Here is a 19,760-nt window from a genome sequence, read left to right on the forward strand (position 1 = left end):
CCCGGCGCGTCGGTCGGTATCCCGGGCGCGACACGCGCAGGTCGGCGTAAGTTTTCTGGGTGCTCGCGGACTTACACCTCATCTTCGGCATCCCGCACGCGCGGATGCCGCTCGTGTACTGCCTGATCGCGTTCATCCTGACGTTCTTCGTGACCCGCACGATCGTGCGATACATCCGCAGCCAGGCCGGAAGTGAGGCGCCCCGCAAGTGGTGGCAGCCGCGCAACATCGGAACTGGTAGTGGACTGCACATCCACCACGTGGTGATCGGCGTGGTGCTGGTCATGATCTCCGGTGTGACGATGGTGACGTTGGGCGTTGACGGGGGAGTACCCGAGTTCTCGGTGGCCGCAATCTTTTTCGGAATCGGTGCAGCGCTGGTGCTCGACGAGTTCGCGCTGATTCTGCACCTCCAGGACGTGTACTGGGCCGAGGACGGCAGAACCTCGGTCGACGCGGTCTTCGCCGCCGTCGCCGTCGCAGGCCTGCTGATCTTGGGTTTCAACCCGTTGTCGTTCTTCGACATCGACATCTGGCGCAACGACCCCTCGCTGCTGGCGCGGGCCGGGGTGGTCACGGCGGCCGTGCTGACGCTGATGCTGGCCGTCATCGTGTTGCTCAAAGGCAAGGTGTGGACCGGGCTGGTGGGGATGTTCGTGACGCCGCTGCTGTTTATCGGAGCGATCCGGTTGTCGAGGCCGCATGCGCCGTGGGCGCGCTGGCGCTACACCAACCGCCCGCGCAAGATGCATCGGGCGCTGGAGCGCGAGCGCTGGCTGCGGCGCCCGGTCGTCCAGGCCAAACTGTGGCTGCAGGACGCCATCGCGGGTATGCCCAAGTTTCCCGACGACGCCAAGGTCGACGAGCAACTCGACCGCGAGATCCACGCCGCACCCGCCCCGAAGGATCGGTCGGTCGCGGCCGCGCCCCAGAAGGAACCCGCGTAGTGCGCTACTTCTACGACACGGAGTTCATCGACAACGGGCGCACCATCGACCTGATCTCGATCGGTGTCGCCGCCGAGGACGGCCGCGAGTATTACGCGGTGTCAACCGAATTCGACCCTGACCGGGCAGGCAGCTGGGTCCGCAAGCATGTGTTGCCCAAGCTTCCGCCGCCGTCCTCACAGCTGTGGCGCTCGCGTCGGCAGATCCGCTCGGAGCTGGAGGACTTCTTCGGAATCGACGGGGACGAGCCGATCGAGCTGTGGGCCTGGTTGGGCGCCTACGACCACGTCGTGTTGTGTCAGCTCTGGGGCCCGATGACCGATCTTCCACCGGCGATACCGCGCTTCACCCGCGAGTTGCGCCAGTTCTGGGAGGAGCGCGGTTCGCCGCGCATGCCCCCGCGCCCGCGTGACGCCCACGATGCGTTGGTCGACGCTCGCCACAATTTGCGGCGGTTCCAGCTGATGACCACCGGTGAAGCGTCGGGCCAGCGGTGAAAAGCACATGTCGCGGGCCGTTACCATGAACGGGTGAACTGGACCGTCGACGTACCCATCGAACAGCTGCCCTCGTTGCCGCCGCTGCCCGATGAGCTGCGACAGCGGCTCGACGCCGCGCTCGCCAAGCCCGCGGTGCAGCAGCCGACCTGGGATGTCGAAGCGGCGAAGAACATGCGCACTGTGCTCGAGAGCGTCCCGCCGGTGACGGTGCCCGCCGAGGTGGAACGACTCAAGGACCTACTGGCCGCCGTGGCCCGTGGCGAGGCGTTCCTGCTGCAGGGGGGCGACTGCGCCGAGACCTTCGTCAACAACACCGAGCCCCACATCCGGGCCAATCTGCGGGCGCTGCTGCAGATGGCCGTGGTGCTGACCTACGGCGCCAGCGTGCCGGTGGTCAAGGTGGCCCGCATCGCAGGCCAGTACGCCAAACCGCGCTCGGCCGACATCGACGCGCTCGGTCTGCGGTCCTACCGCGGCGACATGATCAACGGATTCGCGCCCGATGCCGCAGTGCGTGAGCACGACCCGTCGCGGCTGGTCCGCGCGTACGCCAACGCCAGCGCCGCGATGAACCTGGTGCGCGCCCTGACCGGTTCGGGCCTGGCGTCGCTGCATCTGGTGCACGACTGGAACCGCGAGTTCGTCCGCACGTCGCCTGCCGGTGCCCGGTACGAAGCGCTGGCCGGTGAGATCGACCGCGCGCTGACGTTCATGAGCGCGTGCGGGGTCGACAACCGCAACCTGGAGACCGCCGAGATCTACGCAAGCCACGAGGCGTTGGTGCTCGACTACGAGCGCGCGATGCTGCGGCTGTCGGAGACTGAGCAGGGCTCGAAGCTCTACGACCTGTCCGCGCATTACGTGTGGATCGGTGAGCGCACCCGTCAGCTCGACGGCGCCCACATCGCGTTCGCGGAGGTGATTGCGAATCCGATCGGGGTCAAGCTCGGCCCGACCATGACACCGGAGCTGGCCGTCGAGTACGTCGAACGCCTCGACCCGAACAACGAGCCGGGACGGCTGACGCTGGTCACCCGCATGGGTAACAACAAGGTGCGCGACCTGCTGCCGCCGATCATCGAGAAGGTGCAGGCCACCGGCCATCAGGTGGTATGGCAGTGCGACCCGATGCACGGCAACACCCACGAGTCCTCGACCGGCTACAAAACCCGCCATTTCGACCGGATCGTCGACGAGGTGCAGGGTTACTTCGAGGTGCACAGGGCGTTGGGCACCCATCCCGGCGGCATCCACGTCGAGATCACCGGCGAGAACGTCACCGAATGCCTCGGTGGGGCGCAGGACATCTCGGACGCCGACCTCGCCGGGCGTTACGAGACGGCGTGCGACCCGCGGTTGAACACCCAGCAGAGCCTGGAGTTGGCGTTCCTGGTCGCGGAGATGCTGCGCGACTAGTCGGACGACGATCAAGCGGCGAGGGACGAGCCGCGTTGAGGAGTCCGACAGTAACAACTAGATCAGGTTGGACAGGTTGCTGCCGGTCGTCCACGCAACCGCCGCAACCAGCGCCGTCAGTGTGATCACCGCGATCACCCAGAACAGCAGTGCGCGCCTGGCGCGCTGCCGCGCCCAGTAGAACTCCTCGAGCTCGATTCCGGCGAACCGTCCCGACACCGTTTCGTATTCGGGTTCGGGGGCCTGCCAGTCGTCGCGCGGTAGCGTCCGGGTCGCCTGACGTGGTGCGGGCGGGGCCGCAGCCGCCGGCGGCGCCGCAGGCGGGTGAAGAGGAACCGACGCGTTCTGAGCGGAGTTGCGTGGTGCCGGCACCCGAAACGGCGGGAGGCCGAGTTCGTCGACGATCGCTTCGAGTTCCTCACCCATCTCCCGGGCATCGGCATAGCGCCGGGCCGGATCGCGGGCGGTCGCGCGCAACACCAGCTCGTCGAACTGCGCGGGCACGCCAGCGATCACCGAGCCCGGAGCCGGGACGTCATTGTCCATCCGCTGATACGCCACGGCCAGCGCCGAGTCGCCCGCGAACGGCGTGCGGCCGGTCAGCAGTTCGTAGGTCAAGATGCCCGCCGCGTAGACGTCGCTGCGGGGATCGGCGTCACCGGTGCTGACCTGTTCGGGTGACAGATACGCCGCGGTGCCCAGGATGACGCTGGTCGAGGTGATTTTCGCTTCGGCCACCGCCCGCACCAGTCCGAAGTCGGCGATCTTGACGTCGCCGTCGTCGGAGATCAGCACGTTCTCGGGTTTGACGTCGCGGTGCACCAGGCCTGCGCGGTGTGCTGCGGCCAGCCCGCCGAGAACCGGGCCGAGCACCGCAGCGGCGGCGTGCGGCGGCATCGGCCCACGCTCGCGCAGCAGCTCCCGCAGCGTGCCGCCCTCGACGAGTTCCATCACCAGGAACGGCGGAGGACCGCCCGTGCGTCCGCCGCCCTGGTCGTACACCGCGACCAGACCCGGATCGGTCAACCGCGCCACCGCGCGCGCCTCGCGCTGGAACCTGGTGAGGAACTGAGAGTCGCCCGCATAGCGGCTGTCCATCACCTTCAGCGCGACCGGACGATCCAGCCGCAGATCGAGTCCGCGGTACACGGACGACATGCCCCCGGTCGCGATCATCACGTCGACGCGGTACCGACCGTCGAGCACGGTTCCCAGCAGCGGGTCCGTCCGCGGGTAGGCCTCCACCGGAGACATGTTACGGAGCACGACACCGGCGGCTTGCGGCTCCGGCCGACGGTTAGGAGATTTAGACTCGGTGCGGTGAGCAGTATTCCGGCCTCCGAGGATGTCCTCGATCCCGCCGAGGACGTCTACGACCTACCCACCGTCGCCGAGATGCTCGGTGTCGCGGTGACGAAGGTGCATCAGCAGCTGCGGGACGGCCATCTGATCGGCGTCCGGCGCGACGGGGTCGTCGTGGTTCCGAAAGTGTTCTTCGACGACACCGGCCACGTCGTCAAGAGCCTGCCCGGACTACTCGTCGTGCTGCGCGACGGGGGCTACCACCACACCGAGATCGTTCGGTGGCTGTTCACGCCCGACGCATCCCTGACCATCAGGCGCGACGGCGCGACCGGCGAACTGCCTAATGCTCGGCCCGTTGATGCTCTTCACTCGCATCAGGCCCGTGAGGTGGTGCGCCGGGCCCAGGCGATGGCTTATTGACCGCCCGCGGTCGTGGCCTATTGACCGTCCACGGTCGTGGCTTATTGACCGCCCGCGGTCCTTGCGGCGCGTTCTTCAGCGAGTACCACGCCACCGCGGCGCATGCCAGCGAGAGCAGCACGTGGGGCCACGAGTACATCCCGTGCGCCCCATCGGGTTTCCAGATCACCATGATCCACGTCGACAGGCCCGCGATGATCGCGATCGACCGCCTGCTCTGAGCCAGCGCGGCCACCACGGCCAGCGGCCAGGTGTAGTACCAGGGCAGCGCCGCGGGCACGAGAAGCACCACGATCACCATCACCACCGCGATACCGGTCAGCGCTTCGCGGTCGGTGTGCCGAAACCGCCACCACACGAACGGAAGTGACAGTGCGATGAGCGCGATGCCGATGATCCTGGCGACGTCGAGCACCGCGTAGAAGTTCACCGGCAGGAACAGGCCGCCGACCGCGTTGATCACGTTGGCCGCCGCGGTGGGCAGGGTCAGCCAGTTGATGATCTTCACCGAACCCGCCAGGGCCGTCAGCCAGCCCAGTCCGACGCCCGCGGCCAACGACAGCACGGCGAACACCGCGGTGAAGATCAGCGCCGAGCCCGCCGACGCCGTCACGAATGCCTTGACCGCCGAGACGTCGCGCCTGTTGCGCACGTCCCGCGCCCACACCCAGACCATGAACGGAAGCGCCAGTCCCGCGGTCGCTTTCACCGCGACCGCCGCGGCGATCAGGCTCACGCCCCACAGGTGGCGGCCGGAGAACGTCAACGCGATGCCTGCCATCATCAGGCCGACCATCAGCATCTCGTTGTGCACGCCGCCCATCAGGTGGATGATCACCAGCGGGTTGAGCACGCAGATCCACAGCGCGGTCGCACCGTCGGCGCCGATATGTCTTGCGACGCGCGGCGCGGCCCAGATCAGCAGCGCCAAGCCGGGAAGCATGCCCAGCCGCAACAACATCGTGCCCGCGACGACATCGTTGCCGACCAGCATCGTGACGTACTTGGCGATCAGGATGAAACCCGGCCCGTACGGTGCCGTGGTGGTGGTCCAGATGGGACTGACGTTGTCCAGCAACGAGTTCGGGTTGTCGACGGGCCCGACCGCGTACGGGTCGAGGCCGTCGCGCAGCAGTGCCCCCTGCGCGAGGTAGGAGTAGGTGTCGCGGCTGAACAGCGGGACGCTCAGCAGCAGCGGCGCCAGCCAGATGCCGGTGGTGGCTACCATCGTGTATTCGGTTGCGGTGCGGTCGATCACCCGTCGTCCCAGCCACAGCCACGCCGCCAGCATCAGTGCCACACCGCCCCACAACAGGATCGACGACAGCACCAGGCCGTGCCCGAACCGCAGCCACGACAGGTGCAGCGACTCGAGCAGCGGGTCGTGCAGGCGCGTGCTGCCCGCGCCCAGCCCTCCGGCGGTGATCAACACGGCGCCGAGGAAGCCCAGCCGGGCAGGTTGGGCCTGTGGTGACGTCGCAAACGAGGTCAACCGTGAGAGGTGTGCAGTGAAGCCGGATTTCGACGGCCGTGTTGATGGGGAGGTCGATGGGGAGGTCGTCATCGTTATGCGGTTCGATTCGCGACCAATCGGGCGAGCTCGGACAACCCCGCCTTGGCATGGGCGTCGATGTCGGCGGAGTCGAGGGTGTCGAGCGCGCGGCGGGTGAGCTCGGAGATGCGGTTCTCCACCGCGGCGAGCGCGCCGACGGACTCGATCACTGTGCACAGTTCCTGGACCTGGGCGTCGGAGAGTTTCGACCCGATGGAGGTGCGCAGCAGCTTCGCCGCCGCGGGGTCGGCCTCTTCGGCCAGCTCGACCGCCTCGGCCAACAGCACCGTGCGCTTGCCTGCTCGCAGATCGTCACCGGACGGCTTGCCGGTGACGGCGGGATCGCCGAACACCCCGAGCACGTCGTCGCGTAGCTGGAACGCCACACCGAGGTCGGTGCCGAACTGATGGAAGGCGGCATGGACGTCGGGCCGGTCGGCGGCCGCGGCGGCGCCGAGTTGTAGCGGCCGGGTGATCGTGTACGACGCGGTCTTGTAGATGTTGACCGTCAGCGCCGAAGCCACCGAATCGGCTCCGCTGGCTTCGGCGACGATGTCGAGGTACTGGCCGCCGAGCACCTCGGTGCGGATCGCGCCCCACACCCCGCGGACCCGCACGGCGGCCTCGGTCGACAGGTTCGCCGTGGCGACGACGTCGTCAGCCCAGACCAGGGCCAGGTCGCCGAGCAGGATCGCCGCCGACATGCCGAACTGCTCGGCCGAGCCGTGCCAGCCGTGCGTGCGGTGCCGCTCGGTGAACAGCCGGTGCACGGTCGGCAACCCTCGGCGGGTCGCCGAGGCGTCGATGACATCGTCGTGGACCAATGCGCAGGCGTGCAGCAGCTCGAGCGCCGAACACAACCGCAGGACGTCCGGATTGAGAGGGTCCTCGGGCTGCTCGGCGACCGCCCGCCACCCCCAGTAGGCGAACGCGGGCCGCAGCCGCTTGCCGCCGCGCAGCACGAATTCCTCCAGCGCGGCGGTCATTTCGGCGTAGTCGTCGCCCATGTAGGCGCATTCGCTGCGACGCTGCCGCAGATAGTCCCGCAGCTGATCGGTGACGGCCCCCGCCAACTCGACGGCCGACGGTGCCGTGGCATGCACGCTCAGCGGGCGCCCCTTTCTCTGTGCGACCACCCTGCCCCGAACGCCTTCAGCGTAGAGCCTGCGCTAATCGCGGGCTTCGCCCACTTTCGGCGATTGGTCACGGCTCATGTACGCCAGGGTTCCGATGATGGCCGCCACCACGAAGGAGCCGAGGCCCAGCCAGATCGCGGCACCGGTGAAGGACCGTGCGCTGGGGTCGGTGTAGCGGGCTTGTGCGTTCATGGTGCTGACCACGCCGGGCCGCAACTGCCACTCGACGATCTCGGCCGACACCTGATCACCGTTGGTGGAGGTGACTTCGCCAGGGAACGACACGGTCACCGACACGTCGGCCTCCGAATCGCTGAGCGAGGTGAGGTCGGCGCGCCCCTCGAGGATGACGAGGTCACCCGCCCGGCGCAACGAGAGGTCGACACCGGCGGCGTCGCGGTTCATGTTGGCCAGCTGAGGCAGTTCGGCGAAGGTGAGGTCGGAGAACACCGCCTGAGAGCCGACGTAGTCGTCGCGGCTGTACTCCGAGACCGCCACCTTGTTGGCGAACGGCAGGTTGTTCAGCAGCTGCGGGCCCTTGTCGTCGGCGTTCCGCGGCTTTGCCGCCGCGACGATCTGACCGGACACCCGGTCGTCGGGGGAGACCGTGATCGAGGCCCGCACCCGGACGCAGCCGACGGCGGTCGGAAGCACGACGAGGATCAGCATCACGAGTGCGAGCAGGCGGGTTCTGCTGCTGCGGTGGCGGGCCGGCACGTGGTCATCGTGCCAGACCGAGCCGAGCCGAGGCGTCGGTGACATCAAATCCGTGTCACAGCGGCAATGACCGGCCCAGGATCGCGAAAGCCCGCGGATCGCCCGCGAAATGGTAGCCACGGATGACGTCGGTGAAGCCGAGCCTGCGGTACAGCCGCCACGCCCGGTTCGCCTCACCGTTGATCTCCGGCGTCGACAACAACACGTGGGACTCCTGGCGGTCGGAGAGCAGTCGGCGTGCCAGCGCCTCACCGAGCCCCTGTCCCTGGGCTCGCGGGTGGATGTGCAGTTCGGTGAGCTCGAAGTAGCTCGTCATCAACGCAGCGATGGAGTTGCGGTCGGTGCCGACCCGCTGCAGCCCGGCCACCACCTGCTGCTGCCACCACTGGTCAGGGGCGCCGCAGTAGCCGTAGGCGATGCCGACCATCGGGGCTGAGGTCAGTTCGGCCTCGCCGGCGGGTGCGTCCTCGGAATCGCCGATGGTCACCGCCGCCACGGCCTTCCACCCGGGCCTGCGGGTGTGCTCGAGCCACATCGACGCCCGCTGTGCCTCGGTGCCGCGCGGATAGCGCATCGCGTCGACGTAGACGGCGAGCGCGTCACCGAGCCGGCGCTGCATATCGCTCGGCGACAGATCGATGAGAAATGTCGCCAACTGTGTCTGCCTCTCCGCGTATCGGGGCGGTGTCGTCTCAACCATTATCGAGTGGATCCGCCTGCGCCTCCCACGCGGCGGCGTCCGTCATACAATCGGGCGTCGAACAAGGTGGTACGGCTCAGATCGACCTCGTATCATGACTGTTAGATGCCCGTGAACGCGGGCACACATGACTTTGAACAATGAGATGGCCACGGTGGGCCCCTGGGTTCCGAGGGAGGGACGAATGCCACTCTCCGATCATGAGCAGCGCATGCTCGACCAGATCGAGAGCGCGCTCTATGCCGAGGACCCGAAGTTCGCTTCGAGTGTCCGAGGCGGAACCCTGCGCGCACCCTCGACCCGGCGCCGCCTGCAGGGTGCCGCGCTCTTCGTGCTCGGCCTCGCCATGCTGGTGTCCGGTGTCGCGATACCTGCCACCCAGATCGGTGGCTTCCCGGTGCTCTCGGTACTCGGGTTCATCGTGATGTTCGGCGGTGTGGTGTTCGCGATCACCGGCCCGCGCGTCCCCGGTGGACGCGACCGTTCGGTCGCCGAACCGGGCGCTCCCCGGCAGAAGCGGGGCAAGGGTTCGGGTGGATCGTTTGCCAGCCGCATGGAGGATCGCTTCCGTCGCCGCTTCGACGAATAGGCGCTGACGCGACACAGGGGTAGCCCGCACCGCGGGCTGCCCCTTTTTCGTGTGTCCGACTGCTGACCGCCCCCACTTCACCCCACCGCCTCCCGCGCCGCGTCCACCTGCGCTTTTCTTCACCGTTGCGCTCGACGCCGGGACGTTGTCGCCCTCGCCACGTCGGCTGTGGGGCGAGGGGTGGGGACTCACCAGGAAAATTGACGCGCAAATGGTGGATGGTGGGGGATTGTGGGGTAAAGTGGCGGACAACGGAGCGACCGGGGCTCTGTTGATCGGCAGGGAGGTGGCGAGATGTTTCTCGGCACCTACACGCCGAAGCTCGACGACAAGGGGCGGCTCACGCTGCCCGCCAAGTTCCGCGACGCGCTGGCAGGAGGGTTGATGGTCACCAAAAGCCAAGATCACAGCCTTGCCGTCTACCCGCGCGCCGAGTTCGAGAAGCTGGCCCGACGGGCGTCGCAGGCATCGCGTAGCAACCCGGAAGCACGCGCATTCCTGCGGAACCTGGCCGCGGCCACCGACGAACAGCATCCCGACGCACAAGGCCGAATCACGCTGTCAGCTGATCACCGCCGCTACGCGAACCTCTCGAAGGACTGCGTGGTGATCGGATCGGTCGACTACCTGGAAATCTGGGACTCCACCGCATGGCAGGAGTACCAGCAGACCCACGAAGAAAACTTCTCCGCGGCCACCGATGAAGCTCTGCACGACATCATCTGATTCGGCGGTCGACCGGCACAGGCATCCAGTCCGTGCATCGCGGCCTCTGCCCGAACCGGCCCTGGCGTACTTCCCCGACGTCAGGTCCGCGCTCTCGGACAGGGACCCCGGTGCAGGGATTTCGGGTGGAGGCGAGGGAGACAGGGCGATGGCACGGCGCAGCGGCGACCACGGACATGTGCCGGTCCTGCTGGACCGCTGCGTCGAGCTGCTCACACCCGCACTGACACGGCGCGGTTCCGACGGTGAGGGTGCGGTGCTCGTCGATGCCACCCTCGGAGCCGGCGGGCATGCGGAGCGCTTCCTGACCGAACTGCCCGGTCTGCGGCTGATCGGCTTGGACCGCGACCCCAACGCGTTGTGGATCGCCGGCGAGCGCCTGTCGCGGTTCGGTGACCGGGTGATGCTGGTCCGCACGCGGTACGACGGCATCGGCAGGGTGCTTGGCGACGACCGCTACCGGGCCAGCCATGCCGATGGAATCCTGTTCGACCTCGGCGTGTCCTCGATGCAGCTCGACCGCACCGAACGCGGCTTCTCCTACGCCGCCGACGCGCCACTGGACATGCGGATGGATCCCGACGCGGAACTGACCGCCGCCGAGGTGGTGAACACCTACGACCAGAAATCGCTGACCCGGCTTCTGCGCGAGTTCGGCGAGGAACGTTTCGCGAGCCGGATCGCCGCCCAGCTCATCCGCAGGCGCGCCCGCCAGCCGTTCCGAACCACCGGGGAACTCGTCGAGCTGCTGTACCAGGCGATTCCCGCGCCGGCGCGCCGAACCGGTGGCCACCCGGCGAAGCGCACATTTCAAGCGCTTCGCATCGCGGTCAACGGAGAATTGGACTCGCTGCGCGAGGCGTTGCCTGCGGCGCTGAACGCTCTGGCTCCCGGCGGCCGCATCGTCGTGATGGCCTACCAGTCCCTGGAGGACCGCATCGTCAAGGCGGCCTTCGCCTCCGCAACGGCGTCCAGGACGCCGCCCGGCTTACCGGTGGAACTGCCGGGTCACGAGCCGGAGTTCGTCGCACTGACTCGCGGTGCCGAGCGTGCAGCTCCCGAGGAGATCGAACGGAACCCGCGTAGCGCACCTGTGCGGCTACGAGCACTGGAGAAGGTGGGGGCACCCAGGTGAACGCCAAGCAGGCCAAGCAGACCAAACAGCGCAAACCGGCCAAGCCGGCCAAGCGGGCAAAAGCGGTGCGCAGCGCCGACGAACGACGGCGCACCGGCGCTCAGCGGCGCTCAGCCGACGCGCAGGCGCGCCGCAAGCCGACCCGCGAGCAGCGACCGCAGCGCTCAGCGCCGCAGACCAACCCCATCCCGCGCCCGACCGGCGCACCGAGCAGGCCCAAGAACGCCAGCCAGGCCAAGGCGCGTGCCAAGGCGCGGAAGGCCAAGGCGCCAAAGGTCGTTCGGACACCATTACGCCAGCGCATCATCGTCAAACTGGCCTCGGTGGAGCTCAGCCCGCGGGCGCTGGTGGCCAGGGTGCCGTTCGTGGTGCTGGTGATCGGCGCGCTGGGAGTGGGCCTGGGCACGACGCTGTGGCTGTCCACCGACGCCGCCGAGCGGTCCTATCAACTGGGCAACGCTCGCGAGACGAATCAGGCTCTGCTGCAACAGAAGGAAGCGCTCGAGCGCGACGTGCTCGAGGCGCAGGCCGCCCCGGCGTTGGCAGAAGCGGCACGCGAGCTCGGGATGATCCCGTCCCGCGACACCGCACACCTCGTACAGGACCCGGCCGGTAACTGGGTGGTGGTCGGCACACCCAAGCCGGCGGAGGGCGTTCCGCCACCGCCGCTGAACACACCGCTGCCCGACGCGACCCCGCAGGCGCCCCCACCCGGTCCGCGGCCGCCCGCGCCGCGGGTCGTCGATCCCCGCGAGGTCACCGTCCGGATGCCGACGCGTACGGCGCCCACCCCGAATGTGCCCACCCCGAATGTGCCCGGCGCCGCGGTGCCGCAGGCTATCCCGGCGGCGCCGCAGGCGCTCCCGGGTCAGCCGCCGGTGCCCGGTGCCGCACCGGGGCCGATGGTCCCGCCGGCGGCGCCGATGGCCCCGACCGACGCCCTGCACATCCCGAACCCGCAGGTGCTGCCGGGTCCCGTGCCCGGCGCCGAACAGTTCAGCCCGGCGGTCGTGCCTCCCGCGGTCGTGCCCCCCGCGGTCGTTCCTCCGGCGGGTCCCGGCGCATGAGTCGCGAGCGTCGGCCCCGCAAGGCCGCACCGGCCGCCGGCCCTCAGGAGCGCTCGGCCAAAGCGCGGCGGACGCGCGCTCCGATCACTGAAACCGGGCTGCGCAGTGCCTCTTTCGTGTTCCGGCATCGCGTGGGCAACGCGGCGATCTTCCTCGTCCTGATCGTCGCGGCGGGGCAGCTGTTCCATCTCCAGGTGCCCCGCGCCGACGGATTGCGGGCCGAGGCGGCCAGCCAGCTCAAGGTCACCGACGTCGACAAGGCCGTTCGCGGGGCGATCGTCGACCGCAACAACGACAAGCTGGCCTTCACCATCGAGGCGCGCGCGCTGACCTTCCAGCCGCAGAAGGTCCGCAAGCAGTTGGAGGAGGCCAGGGCGAAAAGCACCGAGGCGCCCGAACCCGACCGCAGGCTGCGCGACATCGCCGCCGAGGTGGCGTTGCGGCTGAACAACAAGCCGGACTCGGCCACCGTGCTCAAGAAGCTCAAGAGCAACGAGACGTTCGTCTATCTCGCCCGCGCGGTCGATCCCGCCATCGCCGAGGCGGTCACCAAGAAGTTCCCCGAGGTCGGTTCGGAGCGCCAGGATTTGCGCCAGTATCCGGGCGGCTCGCTGGCGGCCAACATCGTCGGCGGCATCGACTGGGATGGACACGGGCTGCTGGGGCTGGAGGATTCGCTCGATGCCGTGCTCGCGGGCACCGACGGATCGATCACCTACGATCGCGGGTCCGACGGCGTGGTCATCCCGGGCAGTTACCGCAACCGCCACGACGCGGTCGACGGTTCCACGGTCATGCTGACCATCGACGACGACATCCAGTTCTATGTCCAGCAGCAGGTGCAGCAGGCCAAGAACCTGTCCGGCGCCAAGAATGTCTCTGCGGTCGTCCTCGACGCGAAAACCGCTGAGGTACTGGCGATGGCGAACGACAACACGTTCGACCCGAGCCAGGACATCGGCAGGCAGGAACACCGCCAGCTGGGCAACCCCTCGGTGTCCTCCCCATATGAACCGGGTTCGGTCAACAAGATCGTCACCGCCGCATCGGTCATCGAGTATGGGCTGTCGCATCCCGACGAGGTCCTGCAGGTGCCGGGGTCGATCCACATGGGCGGGGTCACGGTCGGTGACGCCTGGGAGCACGGGACGATGCCGTACACCACGACGGGCATCTTCGGTAAGTCCTCCAACGTCGGCACGCTGATGCTGGCGCAGCGACTCGGCCCTGAGCGCTTCTTCGAGATGGTCCGCAAGTTCGGCCTCGGTCAGCGCACCGGGGTGGGCCTGCCGGGTGAGAGCGCGGGCCTGGTCCCGCCGATCGACCAGTGGTCGGGCAGCACATTCGCCAACCTGCCCATCGGACAGGGCCTTTCGATGACCCTGCTGCAGATGGCGGGCATGTATCAGACCATCGCCAACGACGGTGTGCGCGTCCCGCCGCGCATCGTCAAGACCACTATCGCTTCCGACGGCACCCGCACCGACGAGCCTCGCCCCGAGGGCATCCGGGTGGTCTCACCGGAAACGGCCAAGACCGTGCGGCACATGTTGCGGGCAACCGTGCAGCGCGACCCGACAGGGGTGCAGCAGGGTACGGGTTCGCAGGCGGCCGTCGAGGGCTACCAGATCTCCGGGAAGACCGGCACCGCACAGCAGATCAACCCGGCCTGCGGCTGCTACTACAGCGACGTCTACTGGATCACGTTCGCAGGCATCGCCACCACCGACGACCCGCGCTACGTCGTGGCCATCATGATGGACCACCCGCAGCGCACGGCCGACGGCCAGCCCGGCACCACGTCGGCGCCGCTGTTTCACAACATCGCCTCCTGGCTGCTGCAGCGCGAGAACGTGCCGCTGTCGCCGGATCCCGACTCGCGGTTGACCCTGGTAGCCGACTGACCATGGTGCCGGCGGCCCCGATATGTCACAGGGGCCGCGAGGGCGACTGGGTACTGTGTCAACGCCATGAACCTGCGACCCAGCCATCCCGCCGGCGCGGCGCTCGGACCGCTGGCCGGGCAGGTCCAGGCGGTGCCCGCGAGCGGTGCCGTACCGGACATCCGCGTCACCGGCGTCACGCTGCGCAGCGGGGACGTCGAACCGGGTGACCTGTTCGCGGCGCTGCCGGGGGCGTCGTCACACGGCGGCCGCTACGCCGCCGAGGCGGTCGCACGCGGTGCGGCAGCGATCCTCACCGACCCCGACGGCCTGGCGCTGTTGGGGTCCGATGCGGACATCCCGGTCGTGGTCCACCCGGATCCGCGGTCGGTGCTGGGCACGGTGGCCGCGGAGGTGTACGGGCGGCCGTCCGAGCGGCTGCGCGTCATCGGGGTCACCGGCACCTCCGGCAAGACCACCACCACCTATCTGGTGGAGGCCGGGCTGCGGTCGGCGGAGCGGGTGGCGGGACTCGTCGGCACCGTCGGCATCCGGATCGACGGCCGCGACCAGGCCAGCGTCCTCACCACGCCCGAGGCACCCGACCTGCAGGCGCTGCTCGCGGTGATGGTCGAGCAGGGCGTCGACACCGTCGTGATGGAGGTGTCGAGCCACGCGCTCACCCTCGGCCGCGTCGACGGGGTGCGCTTCGCGGTCGGCGGGTTCACCAACCTGTCGCGCGACCATCTCGACTTCCACCCGACGATGCGGGACTACTTCGAGGCCAAGGCGCGACTGTTCGCTCCCGAATCTCCCAACCGCGCAGAGCTTTCCGTGCTGTGCGTCGACGACGACGCCGGCCGGGAGATGGCCAGGCTGGCGCGCGAGCCCGTGACGGTCAGCGCGACGGGCAGAGTCGCCGACTGGCGTATCGAGGACATCCGCACGGTCGGCCGCAACGCACAGGAGTTCTTCGCGGTGGACCCGGCGGGTGTGCACCACCACCTGCAGATCGGGCTCCCGGGGCGCTACAACGTGGCCAACTGCCTGCTCGCGATCGCGCTGCTCGACGCGGTCGGGGTGTCACCCGAACAAGCCGTGCCCGGTCTGCGCACCGCGACGGTGCCGGGGCGGATGGAGCCCGTCGAGCGCGGGCAGGATTTCCTGGCGGTCGTCGACTACGCGCACAAGCCCGGTGCTCTGCAGGCCGTGCTGGAGACGTTGCGGGCAGACACCGACGGCCGCTTGGCGGTCGTGTTCGGGGCGGGCGGCAACCGCGATCCCGGCAAGCGCGGCCCGATGGGCCGCGTCGCCGCCGAATTGGCGGATCTGGTGGTGGTGACCGACGACAATCCGCGCGACGAGCACCCTGCCGAGATCCGCGCGGCGATCGTGGCCGGCGCGATGGGCCGTGCGGAGGTCGTCGAGATCGGCGATCGCCGCGCCGCGATCGAGCACGCGGTGGCGTGGGCGCGACCGGGGGACGTCGTGCTCGTCGCGGGCAAGGGCCACGAGGCAGGGCAGACCGGTGCCGGGATCACCCGACCTTTCGACGACCGCGAGGAGTTGGCGCGCGCCCTCGAGGCACGGGGATCGCTGCCGTGATCGACCTGACGCTGGCCCGGATCGCCGAGATCGTCGGCGGCCGCCTCGCCGACATCTCCGAAGCGGACGCCGCGACCACCAGGGTCACCGGCACCGTCGAGTTCGACTCGCGGGCCGTCACACCCGGCGGTCTGTTTCTCGCGCTGCCGGGAGCCCGTTCGGACGGACACGACTTCGCCGCCGCGGCGGTGAAGGCCGGCGCGGCGGCGGTACTGGCCGCCCGGCCGGTCGGGGTGCCTGCGATCGTCGTCGACCCGACACCGGAGACGTCCGACCGCGCGGCGGGCGTGCTCGAACACGACGCCGACGGTTCGGGTGCAGCGGTACTCACGGCGTTGGCGAAGCTGGCCGGTGCGGTCGCCGCAGAACTCGTCGCGGGCGGGCTCACGATCATCGGAATCACCGGATCGTCGGGTAAGACCTCGACCAAGGACCTGGTCGCCGCGGTGCTGGCTCCGCTCGGCGAGGTGATCGCACCGCCGGGTTCGTTCAACAACGAACTCGGACATCCGTGGACAGTGCTTCGCGCGACGCGGTCCACCGACTTCCTCGTGTTGGAGATGTCGGCACGGCATCGCGGCAACATCGCCGCGCTGGCCGCGATCGCCCCGCCCTCGATCGCGGTGGTGCTCAACGTGGGCACCGCACACCTGGGCGAATTCGGGTCGCGGGAGGCCATCGCCGAAACCAAATCCGAACTGCCACAAGCAGTTCCAGCATCCGGGGCCGTCGTACTCAACGTCGACGACGCCGCGGTGGCGGCGATGGCCGCCAAGACACCCGCGCGCATCGTGGCTGTGTCGCGGGAGCGGGGCGGCCGCGACGTGGACGTGTGGGCCGAAGCGATCACGCTCGACGAGCTGGCTAGGCCGCGGTTCAGCATGCACACCGGTGCCGGGTCCGTCGACGTCGCGCTGGCCGTACACGGGGACCATCAGGTGTCCAACGCGCTGTGCGCGGCGGCCGTGGCGCTGGAGTGCGGCGCCTCCCTCGAGCAGGTCGCCACCGCGCTGGCCACCGCGGGTCCGGTGTCCAAACACCGCATGCAGGTCGCCACCCGCAGCGACGGCGTCACCGTCATCAACGACGCCTACAACGCCAATCCCGACTCGATGGGCGCGGGCCTCAAGGCGCTGGCGTGGATGGCCCGCGTGGGCGGGGGCCGGCGCCGCAGTTGGGCGGTGCTCGGCGAGATGGCCGAACTCGGCGACGACGCGATATCCGAGCATGACCGCATCGGCCGACTGGCCGTGCGCTTAGATGTGTCACGACTCATCGTCGTCGGAACCGGGAGGACTATGAGCGCCATGCACCACGGCGCGGTGATGGAGGGATCGTGGGGGGCCGAGGCCACCATGGTCGCCGACGCCGACGCGGCGCTGGACCTCCTGCGCGCTGAACTGCGACCGTCCGACGTGGTGCTGGTGAAGGCGTCGAACGCGGCCGGACTCGGCGCGCTGGCCGAAGCTTTGGTCGATCTTGGGCCCGCCGACGTCCGGGACCCGCACGCATGAGGCAGATCCTCATCGCCGTCGGCATCGCGCTGACGGTCTCGATCCTGCTCACCCCGGTGCTCATCCGGCTGTTCACCCGGCAGGGGTTCGGCCACGAGATCCGCGAGGACGGGCCCCCCACCCACGCCAAGAAGCGCGGCACCCCCTCGATGGGCGGCGTGGCGATCGTCGCGGGCATCTGGGCCAGCTACCTGGGAACGCACCTCGTGGGCGTCGTGATCGACGGCCGGGGACCGTCGGCTTCCGGCCTTCTCGTGTTGTTTCTGGCCAGCGCCCTGGCCGTCGTCGGATTCGTCGACGACCTGATCAAGATCCGGCGCTCGCGCAACCTCGGGCTCAACAAGACCGCCAAAACCGTCGGCATCCTGACCGCCGCGGTGATCTTCGGCGTGCTGGCCCTGCAGTTCCGCAACGCCGACGGGCTGACACCGGGCAGCGCCGAACTGTCCTATGTGCGCGAGATCGCCACGGTCACACTGCCGCCCGCACTGTTCGTGTTGTTCTGCATCGTGGTGGTCAGCGCGTGGTCGAACGCGGTCAACTTCACCGACGGGCTGGACGGGCTGGCCGCGGGCGCGATGGCGATGGTGTGCGCGGCCTACGTGCTGATCACGTTCTGGCAGTTCCGCAACGCCTGCGCGACGAGTCCGGGCCTGGGCTGTTACAACGTGCGCGACCCTTTGGACCTGGCGATCATCGCCGCGGCCACCGCGGGCGCCTGCATCGGATTCCTGTGGTGGAACGCCGCGCCCGCCAAGATCTTCATGGGCGACACCGGCTCGCTCGCGCTCGGCGGCATCATCGCCGGGCTGTCGGTGGCCAGCCGCACCGAGATGCTGGCCGTGGTGCTCGGCGCCCTGTTCGTCGCCGAGGTGGTCTCGGTCGTCGTGCAGATCCTGGCGTTCCGCACGACCGGCCGCAGGGTGTTCCGGATGGCGCCGTTCCACCATCACTTCGAGCTGGTGGGGTGGGCCGAGACCACGGTGATCATCCGGTTCTGGTTGCTCACGGCGATCGCCTGCGGGCTCGGCGTCGCGTTGTTCTACAGCGAGTGGCTGACGACCGTCGGTGCCTGACATGACGCATCTCGAGCCGCTGGTCCCCGGCGCCCGGGTGCTGGTGACCGGCGCGGGCCTGACCGGCCGCTCGGTGAGCGCCGTGCTGGAGCCCACCGGCGTGCGGTTGACGATCTGCGACGACGATCCGCTGGCGCTGCAGCGGTTGATCACGCCCGCGAGGGTCGTCACCACCGCCGAGGCCCAGGCCACCATCGGCCAATACGCGCTCGTGATCACCAGTCCCGGATTCGCGCCGACCGCTCCTGTGCTGGCCGCAGCGGCACAGGCGGGCGTGCCTGTCTGGGGCGACGTGGAACTGGCCTGGCGGCTGGACCGGGCGGGCTGGTTCGGGCCGTCGCGGCGCTGGCTCGTCGTCACCGGGACCAACGGCAAGACCACGACCACGTCCATGCTGCACGCGATGCTCGTCGCCGCCGGGCGAAACGCGGTGCTGTGCGGCAACATCGGCAACCCCGTCATCGACGTCCTCGCCGAACCGTCCGACCTGCTGGCGGTGGAGCTGTCCAGCTTCCAGCTGCACTGGGCGCCGTCGCTGCGGCCGGACGCGGGCGTGGTGCTCAACGTCGCCGAGGACCACCTCGACTGGCACGGGTCCATGGCCGCCTACGCCGGTGCCAAGGCCCGGGTGCTCGACGGCCGCGTCGCCGTGGTCGGACTCGACGACCCGGTGGCGGCGGGCCTGCTGGACACGGCGGCGGCCCCGACGCGCGTCGGGTTCCGGCTGGCGGAGCCAGGCCCCGGCGAACTGGGCGTGGTGGACGGCGCGCTGGTCGACAACGCGTTCGGGACCGGTGTGCGGTTGGCCGATGCCGCATCGATCGCGGTGGCCGGCCCGGTCGGGGTGCTCAACGCGCTCGGTGCCGCCGCGCTGGCCCGCGCGGTCGACGTGCCCCCGGCCGCCATCGCCGACGCGCTCGCCGGTTTCCGGGTGGGCAGGCACCGCGCCGAGGTCATCGGCACCGTCGACGGCGTCACGTACGTCGACGATTCCAAGGCGACCAATCCGCACGCCGCGGGGGCATCGATCGCCGCGTACCCGCGAGTGGTGTGGGTGGCCGGTGGGCTGCTCAAGGGAGCCTCGGTCGAGGAGCTGCTCACTTCGATGTCGAATCGGCTGGTCGGAGCGGTGTTGATCGGCCGCGACCGGGCCCTGATCGCCGAGGCGTTATCGCGACACGCCCCGGATGTCCCCGTCATCGAGGTTGTGACGGGGGAGGATTTTGGGGTGCAAGGGACAAATGGGTCGGATGTTAATCCTGTTACTCATGTGATCAGGCTCGAGGGAACGCAATCCGGTGACGCGATCATGGCCGCAGTGGTCGACGCCGCCCGCGGCCTCGCCCGGTCCGGCGACACCGTGCTGCTGGCTCCCGCAGGCGCCTCCTTCGACCAGTTCAGTGGCTACAGTCACCGCGGCGACGCGTTCGCCGACGCCGTGCGCGCCCTGACCCGATAGTCGCCGATGACCA

Annotated in this window: 18 protein-coding genes; 13 read left to right on the forward strand and 5 right to left on the reverse strand. The window is 69.2% G+C overall.

The window, feature by feature from the left end:
* Nucleotides 1-104: 104 nt before the first annotated feature.
* Genes A5759_RS01800 through A5759_RS01810 form a run of 3 tightly spaced genes read left to right on the forward strand, consistent with a single transcriptional unit; the run spans nt 105 to nt 2,863 of the window.
* A complete protein-coding gene (locus tag A5759_RS01800; protein WP_197505925.1) occupies nt 105-947 on the forward strand; it encodes a hypothetical protein in 843 nt (280 codons plus the stop codon).
* A complete protein-coding gene (locus A5759_RS01805) occupies nt 947-1,444 on the forward strand; it encodes a polyadenylate-specific 3'-exoribonuclease AS (RefSeq protein ID WP_068193101.1) in 498 nt (165 codons plus the stop codon). Before A5759_RS01800 ends, A5759_RS01805 begins: the two co-directional genes overlap by 1 nt.
* 33 nt (nt 1,445-1,477) lie before the next feature.
* Complete coding sequence (locus A5759_RS01810; RefSeq protein ID WP_064394004.1) at nt 1,478-2,863, forward strand: class II 3-deoxy-7-phosphoheptulonate synthase; 1,386 nt, start codon at nt 1,478-1,480, stop codon at nt 2,861-2,863.
* Between the two features lie 57 nt (nt 2,864-2,920).
* Here the strand turns inward: A5759_RS01810 and A5759_RS01815 are convergent, their stop codons facing one another.
* The gene (locus A5759_RS01815) at nt 2,921-4,117 is read right to left on the reverse strand and encodes a protein kinase (protein ID WP_068193105.1); all 1,197 of its coding nucleotides are present in this window, start codon (nt 4,115-4,117) and stop codon (nt 2,921-2,923) included.
* Between the two features lie 66 nt (nt 4,118-4,183).
* Here A5759_RS01815 and A5759_RS01820 point away from each other — a divergent pair, with 66 nt between their 5' ends.
* Nucleotides 4,184-4,588 (forward strand): Rv2175c family DNA-binding protein, encoded by a 405-nt coding sequence (locus A5759_RS01820; protein WP_064394002.1) that lies wholly within the window; start codon nt 4,184-4,186, stop codon nt 4,586-4,588.
* Here the strand turns inward: A5759_RS01820 and A5759_RS01825 are convergent.
* From A5759_RS01825 to A5759_RS01840, 4 genes are all read right to left on the reverse strand, one after another.
* Entirely contained in the window at nt 4,509-6,152 is a 1,644-nt protein-coding gene (locus tag A5759_RS01825; RefSeq protein ID WP_064418317.1) for an alpha-(1->6)-mannopyranosyltransferase A, read from the reverse strand. The genes A5759_RS01820 and A5759_RS01825 overlap by 80 nt on opposite strands.
* A 2-nt stretch (nt 6,153-6,154) precedes the next feature.
* Complete coding sequence (idsA2, locus tag A5759_RS01830) at nt 6,155-7,243, reverse strand: bifunctional (2E,6E)-farnesyl/geranyl diphosphate synthase (RefSeq protein ID WP_064394000.1); 1,089 nt, start codon at nt 7,241-7,243, stop codon at nt 6,155-6,157.
* A 66-nt stretch (nt 7,244-7,309) separates the two neighbouring features.
* The gene (locus A5759_RS01835; protein WP_109395591.1) at nt 7,310-8,038 is read right to left on the reverse strand and encodes a DUF3153 domain-containing protein; all 729 of its coding nucleotides are present in this window, start codon (nt 8,036-8,038) and stop codon (nt 7,310-7,312) included.
* 10 nt (nt 8,039-8,048) lie between these two features.
* On the reverse strand, nt 8,049-8,648 hold the full coding sequence (locus tag A5759_RS01840) for an N-acetyltransferase (RefSeq protein ID WP_064394189.1): 600 nt from the start codon (nt 8,646-8,648) through the stop codon (nt 8,049-8,051).
* Between the two features lie 229 nt (nt 8,649-8,877).
* Between A5759_RS01840 and A5759_RS01845 the strand changes: the two genes are divergently transcribed.
* The 9 genes from A5759_RS01845 to murD all read left to right on the forward strand — a co-directional run bounded on the left by A5759_RS01845 (nt 8,878) and on the right by murD (nt 19,747).
* The gene (locus A5759_RS01845) at nt 8,878-9,282 is read left to right on the forward strand and encodes a DUF3040 domain-containing protein (protein WP_064349958.1); all 405 of its coding nucleotides are present in this window, start codon (nt 8,878-8,880) and stop codon (nt 9,280-9,282) included.
* Nucleotides 9,283-9,576: 294 nt separating this feature from the next.
* Nucleotides 9,577-10,008 (forward strand): division/cell wall cluster transcriptional repressor MraZ, encoded by a 432-nt coding sequence (gene mraZ, locus A5759_RS01850; RefSeq protein ID WP_059098924.1) that lies wholly within the window; start codon nt 9,577-9,579, stop codon nt 10,006-10,008.
* A complete protein-coding gene (gene rsmH, locus A5759_RS01855) occupies nt 9,983-11,143 on the forward strand; it encodes a 16S rRNA (cytosine(1402)-N(4))-methyltransferase RsmH (RefSeq protein WP_174523513.1) in 1,161 nt (386 codons plus the stop codon). The genes mraZ and rsmH overlap by 26 nt, the downstream gene beginning before the upstream one ends.
* A complete protein-coding gene (locus tag A5759_RS01860; protein ID WP_082961913.1) occupies nt 11,140-12,210 on the forward strand; it encodes a hypothetical protein in 1,071 nt (356 codons plus the stop codon). Before rsmH ends, A5759_RS01860 begins: the two co-directional genes overlap by 4 nt.
* Nucleotides 12,207-14,114, forward strand: coding sequence for a penicillin-binding protein 2 (locus A5759_RS01865; protein ID WP_064393997.1), 1,908 nt, complete (start codon nt 12,207-12,209; stop codon nt 14,112-14,114). The genes A5759_RS01860 and A5759_RS01865 overlap by 4 nt, the downstream gene beginning before the upstream one ends.
* 66 nt (nt 14,115-14,180) lie before the next feature.
* The gene (locus A5759_RS01870) at nt 14,181-15,698 is read left to right on the forward strand and encodes a UDP-N-acetylmuramoyl-L-alanyl-D-glutamate--2,6-diaminopimelate ligase (RefSeq protein ID WP_064393996.1); all 1,518 of its coding nucleotides are present in this window, start codon (nt 14,181-14,183) and stop codon (nt 15,696-15,698) included.
* Nucleotides 15,695-17,212 carry a UDP-N-acetylmuramoyl-tripeptide--D-alanyl-D-alanine ligase gene (murF, locus tag A5759_RS01875; protein ID WP_068193108.1) on the forward strand — a complete coding sequence of 506 codons (1,518 nt, stop codon included), beginning with the start codon at nt 15,695-15,697 and terminating at the stop codon, nt 17,210-17,212. The genes A5759_RS01870 and murF overlap by 4 nt, the downstream gene beginning before the upstream one ends.
* Nucleotides 17,209-18,288, forward strand: a complete 1,080-nt coding sequence (mraY, locus tag A5759_RS01880) for a phospho-N-acetylmuramoyl-pentapeptide-transferase (protein WP_064393994.1) — start codon at nt 17,209-17,211, stop codon at nt 18,286-18,288. Before murF ends, mraY begins: the two co-directional genes overlap by 4 nt.
* Entirely contained in the window at nt 18,281-19,747 is a 1,467-nt protein-coding gene (murD, locus tag A5759_RS01885) for a UDP-N-acetylmuramoyl-L-alanine--D-glutamate ligase (protein WP_197505922.1), read from the forward strand. Before mraY ends, murD begins: the two co-directional genes overlap by 8 nt.
* Nucleotides 19,748-19,760 lie beyond the last annotated feature (13 nt).

The organism is Mycobacterium sp. 852014-52144_SCH5372336, assembly GCF_001665615.1.
In the GTDB taxonomy this organism is placed as follows: Bacteria; Actinomycetota; Actinomycetes; order Mycobacteriales; family Mycobacteriaceae; genus Mycobacterium; species Mycobacterium neumannii_A.

What these genes read in the sequence shown, in the direction of transcription:
- A5759_RS01800 (WP_197505925.1), top strand. Translation starts at nt 105, where the DNA reads ATGCCGCTCGTGTACTGCCTGATCGCGTTCATCCTGACGTTCTTCGTG.
- A5759_RS01815 (WP_068193105.1), bottom strand. Translation starts at nt 4,117, where the DNA reads ATGTCTCCGGTGGAGGCCTACCCGCGGACGGACCCGCTGCTGGGAACC.
- A5759_RS01825 (WP_064418317.1), bottom strand. Translation starts at nt 6,152, where the DNA reads ATGACGACCTCCCCATCGACCTCCCCATCAACACGGCCGTCGAAATCC.
- A5759_RS01835 (WP_109395591.1), bottom strand. Translation starts at nt 8,038, where the DNA reads ATGTCACCGACGCCTCGGCTCGGCTCGGTCTGGCACGATGACCACGTG.
- A5759_RS01845 (WP_064349958.1), top strand. Translation starts at nt 8,878, where the DNA reads ATGCCACTCTCCGATCATGAGCAGCGCATGCTCGACCAGATCGAGAGC.
- mraZ (WP_059098924.1), top strand. Translation starts at nt 9,577, where the DNA reads ATGTTTCTCGGCACCTACACGCCGAAGCTCGACGACAAGGGGCGGCTC.
- rsmH (WP_174523513.1), top strand. Translation starts at nt 9,983, where the DNA reads ATGAAGCTCTGCACGACATCATCTGATTCGGCGGTCGACCGGCACAGG.
- A5759_RS01865 (WP_064393997.1), top strand. Translation starts at nt 12,207, where the DNA reads ATGAGTCGCGAGCGTCGGCCCCGCAAGGCCGCACCGGCCGCCGGCCCT.
- A5759_RS01870 (WP_064393996.1), top strand. Translation starts at nt 14,181, where the DNA reads ATGAACCTGCGACCCAGCCATCCCGCCGGCGCGGCGCTCGGACCGCTG.
- mraY (WP_064393994.1), top strand. Translation starts at nt 17,209, where the DNA reads ATGAGGCAGATCCTCATCGCCGTCGGCATCGCGCTGACGGTCTCGATC.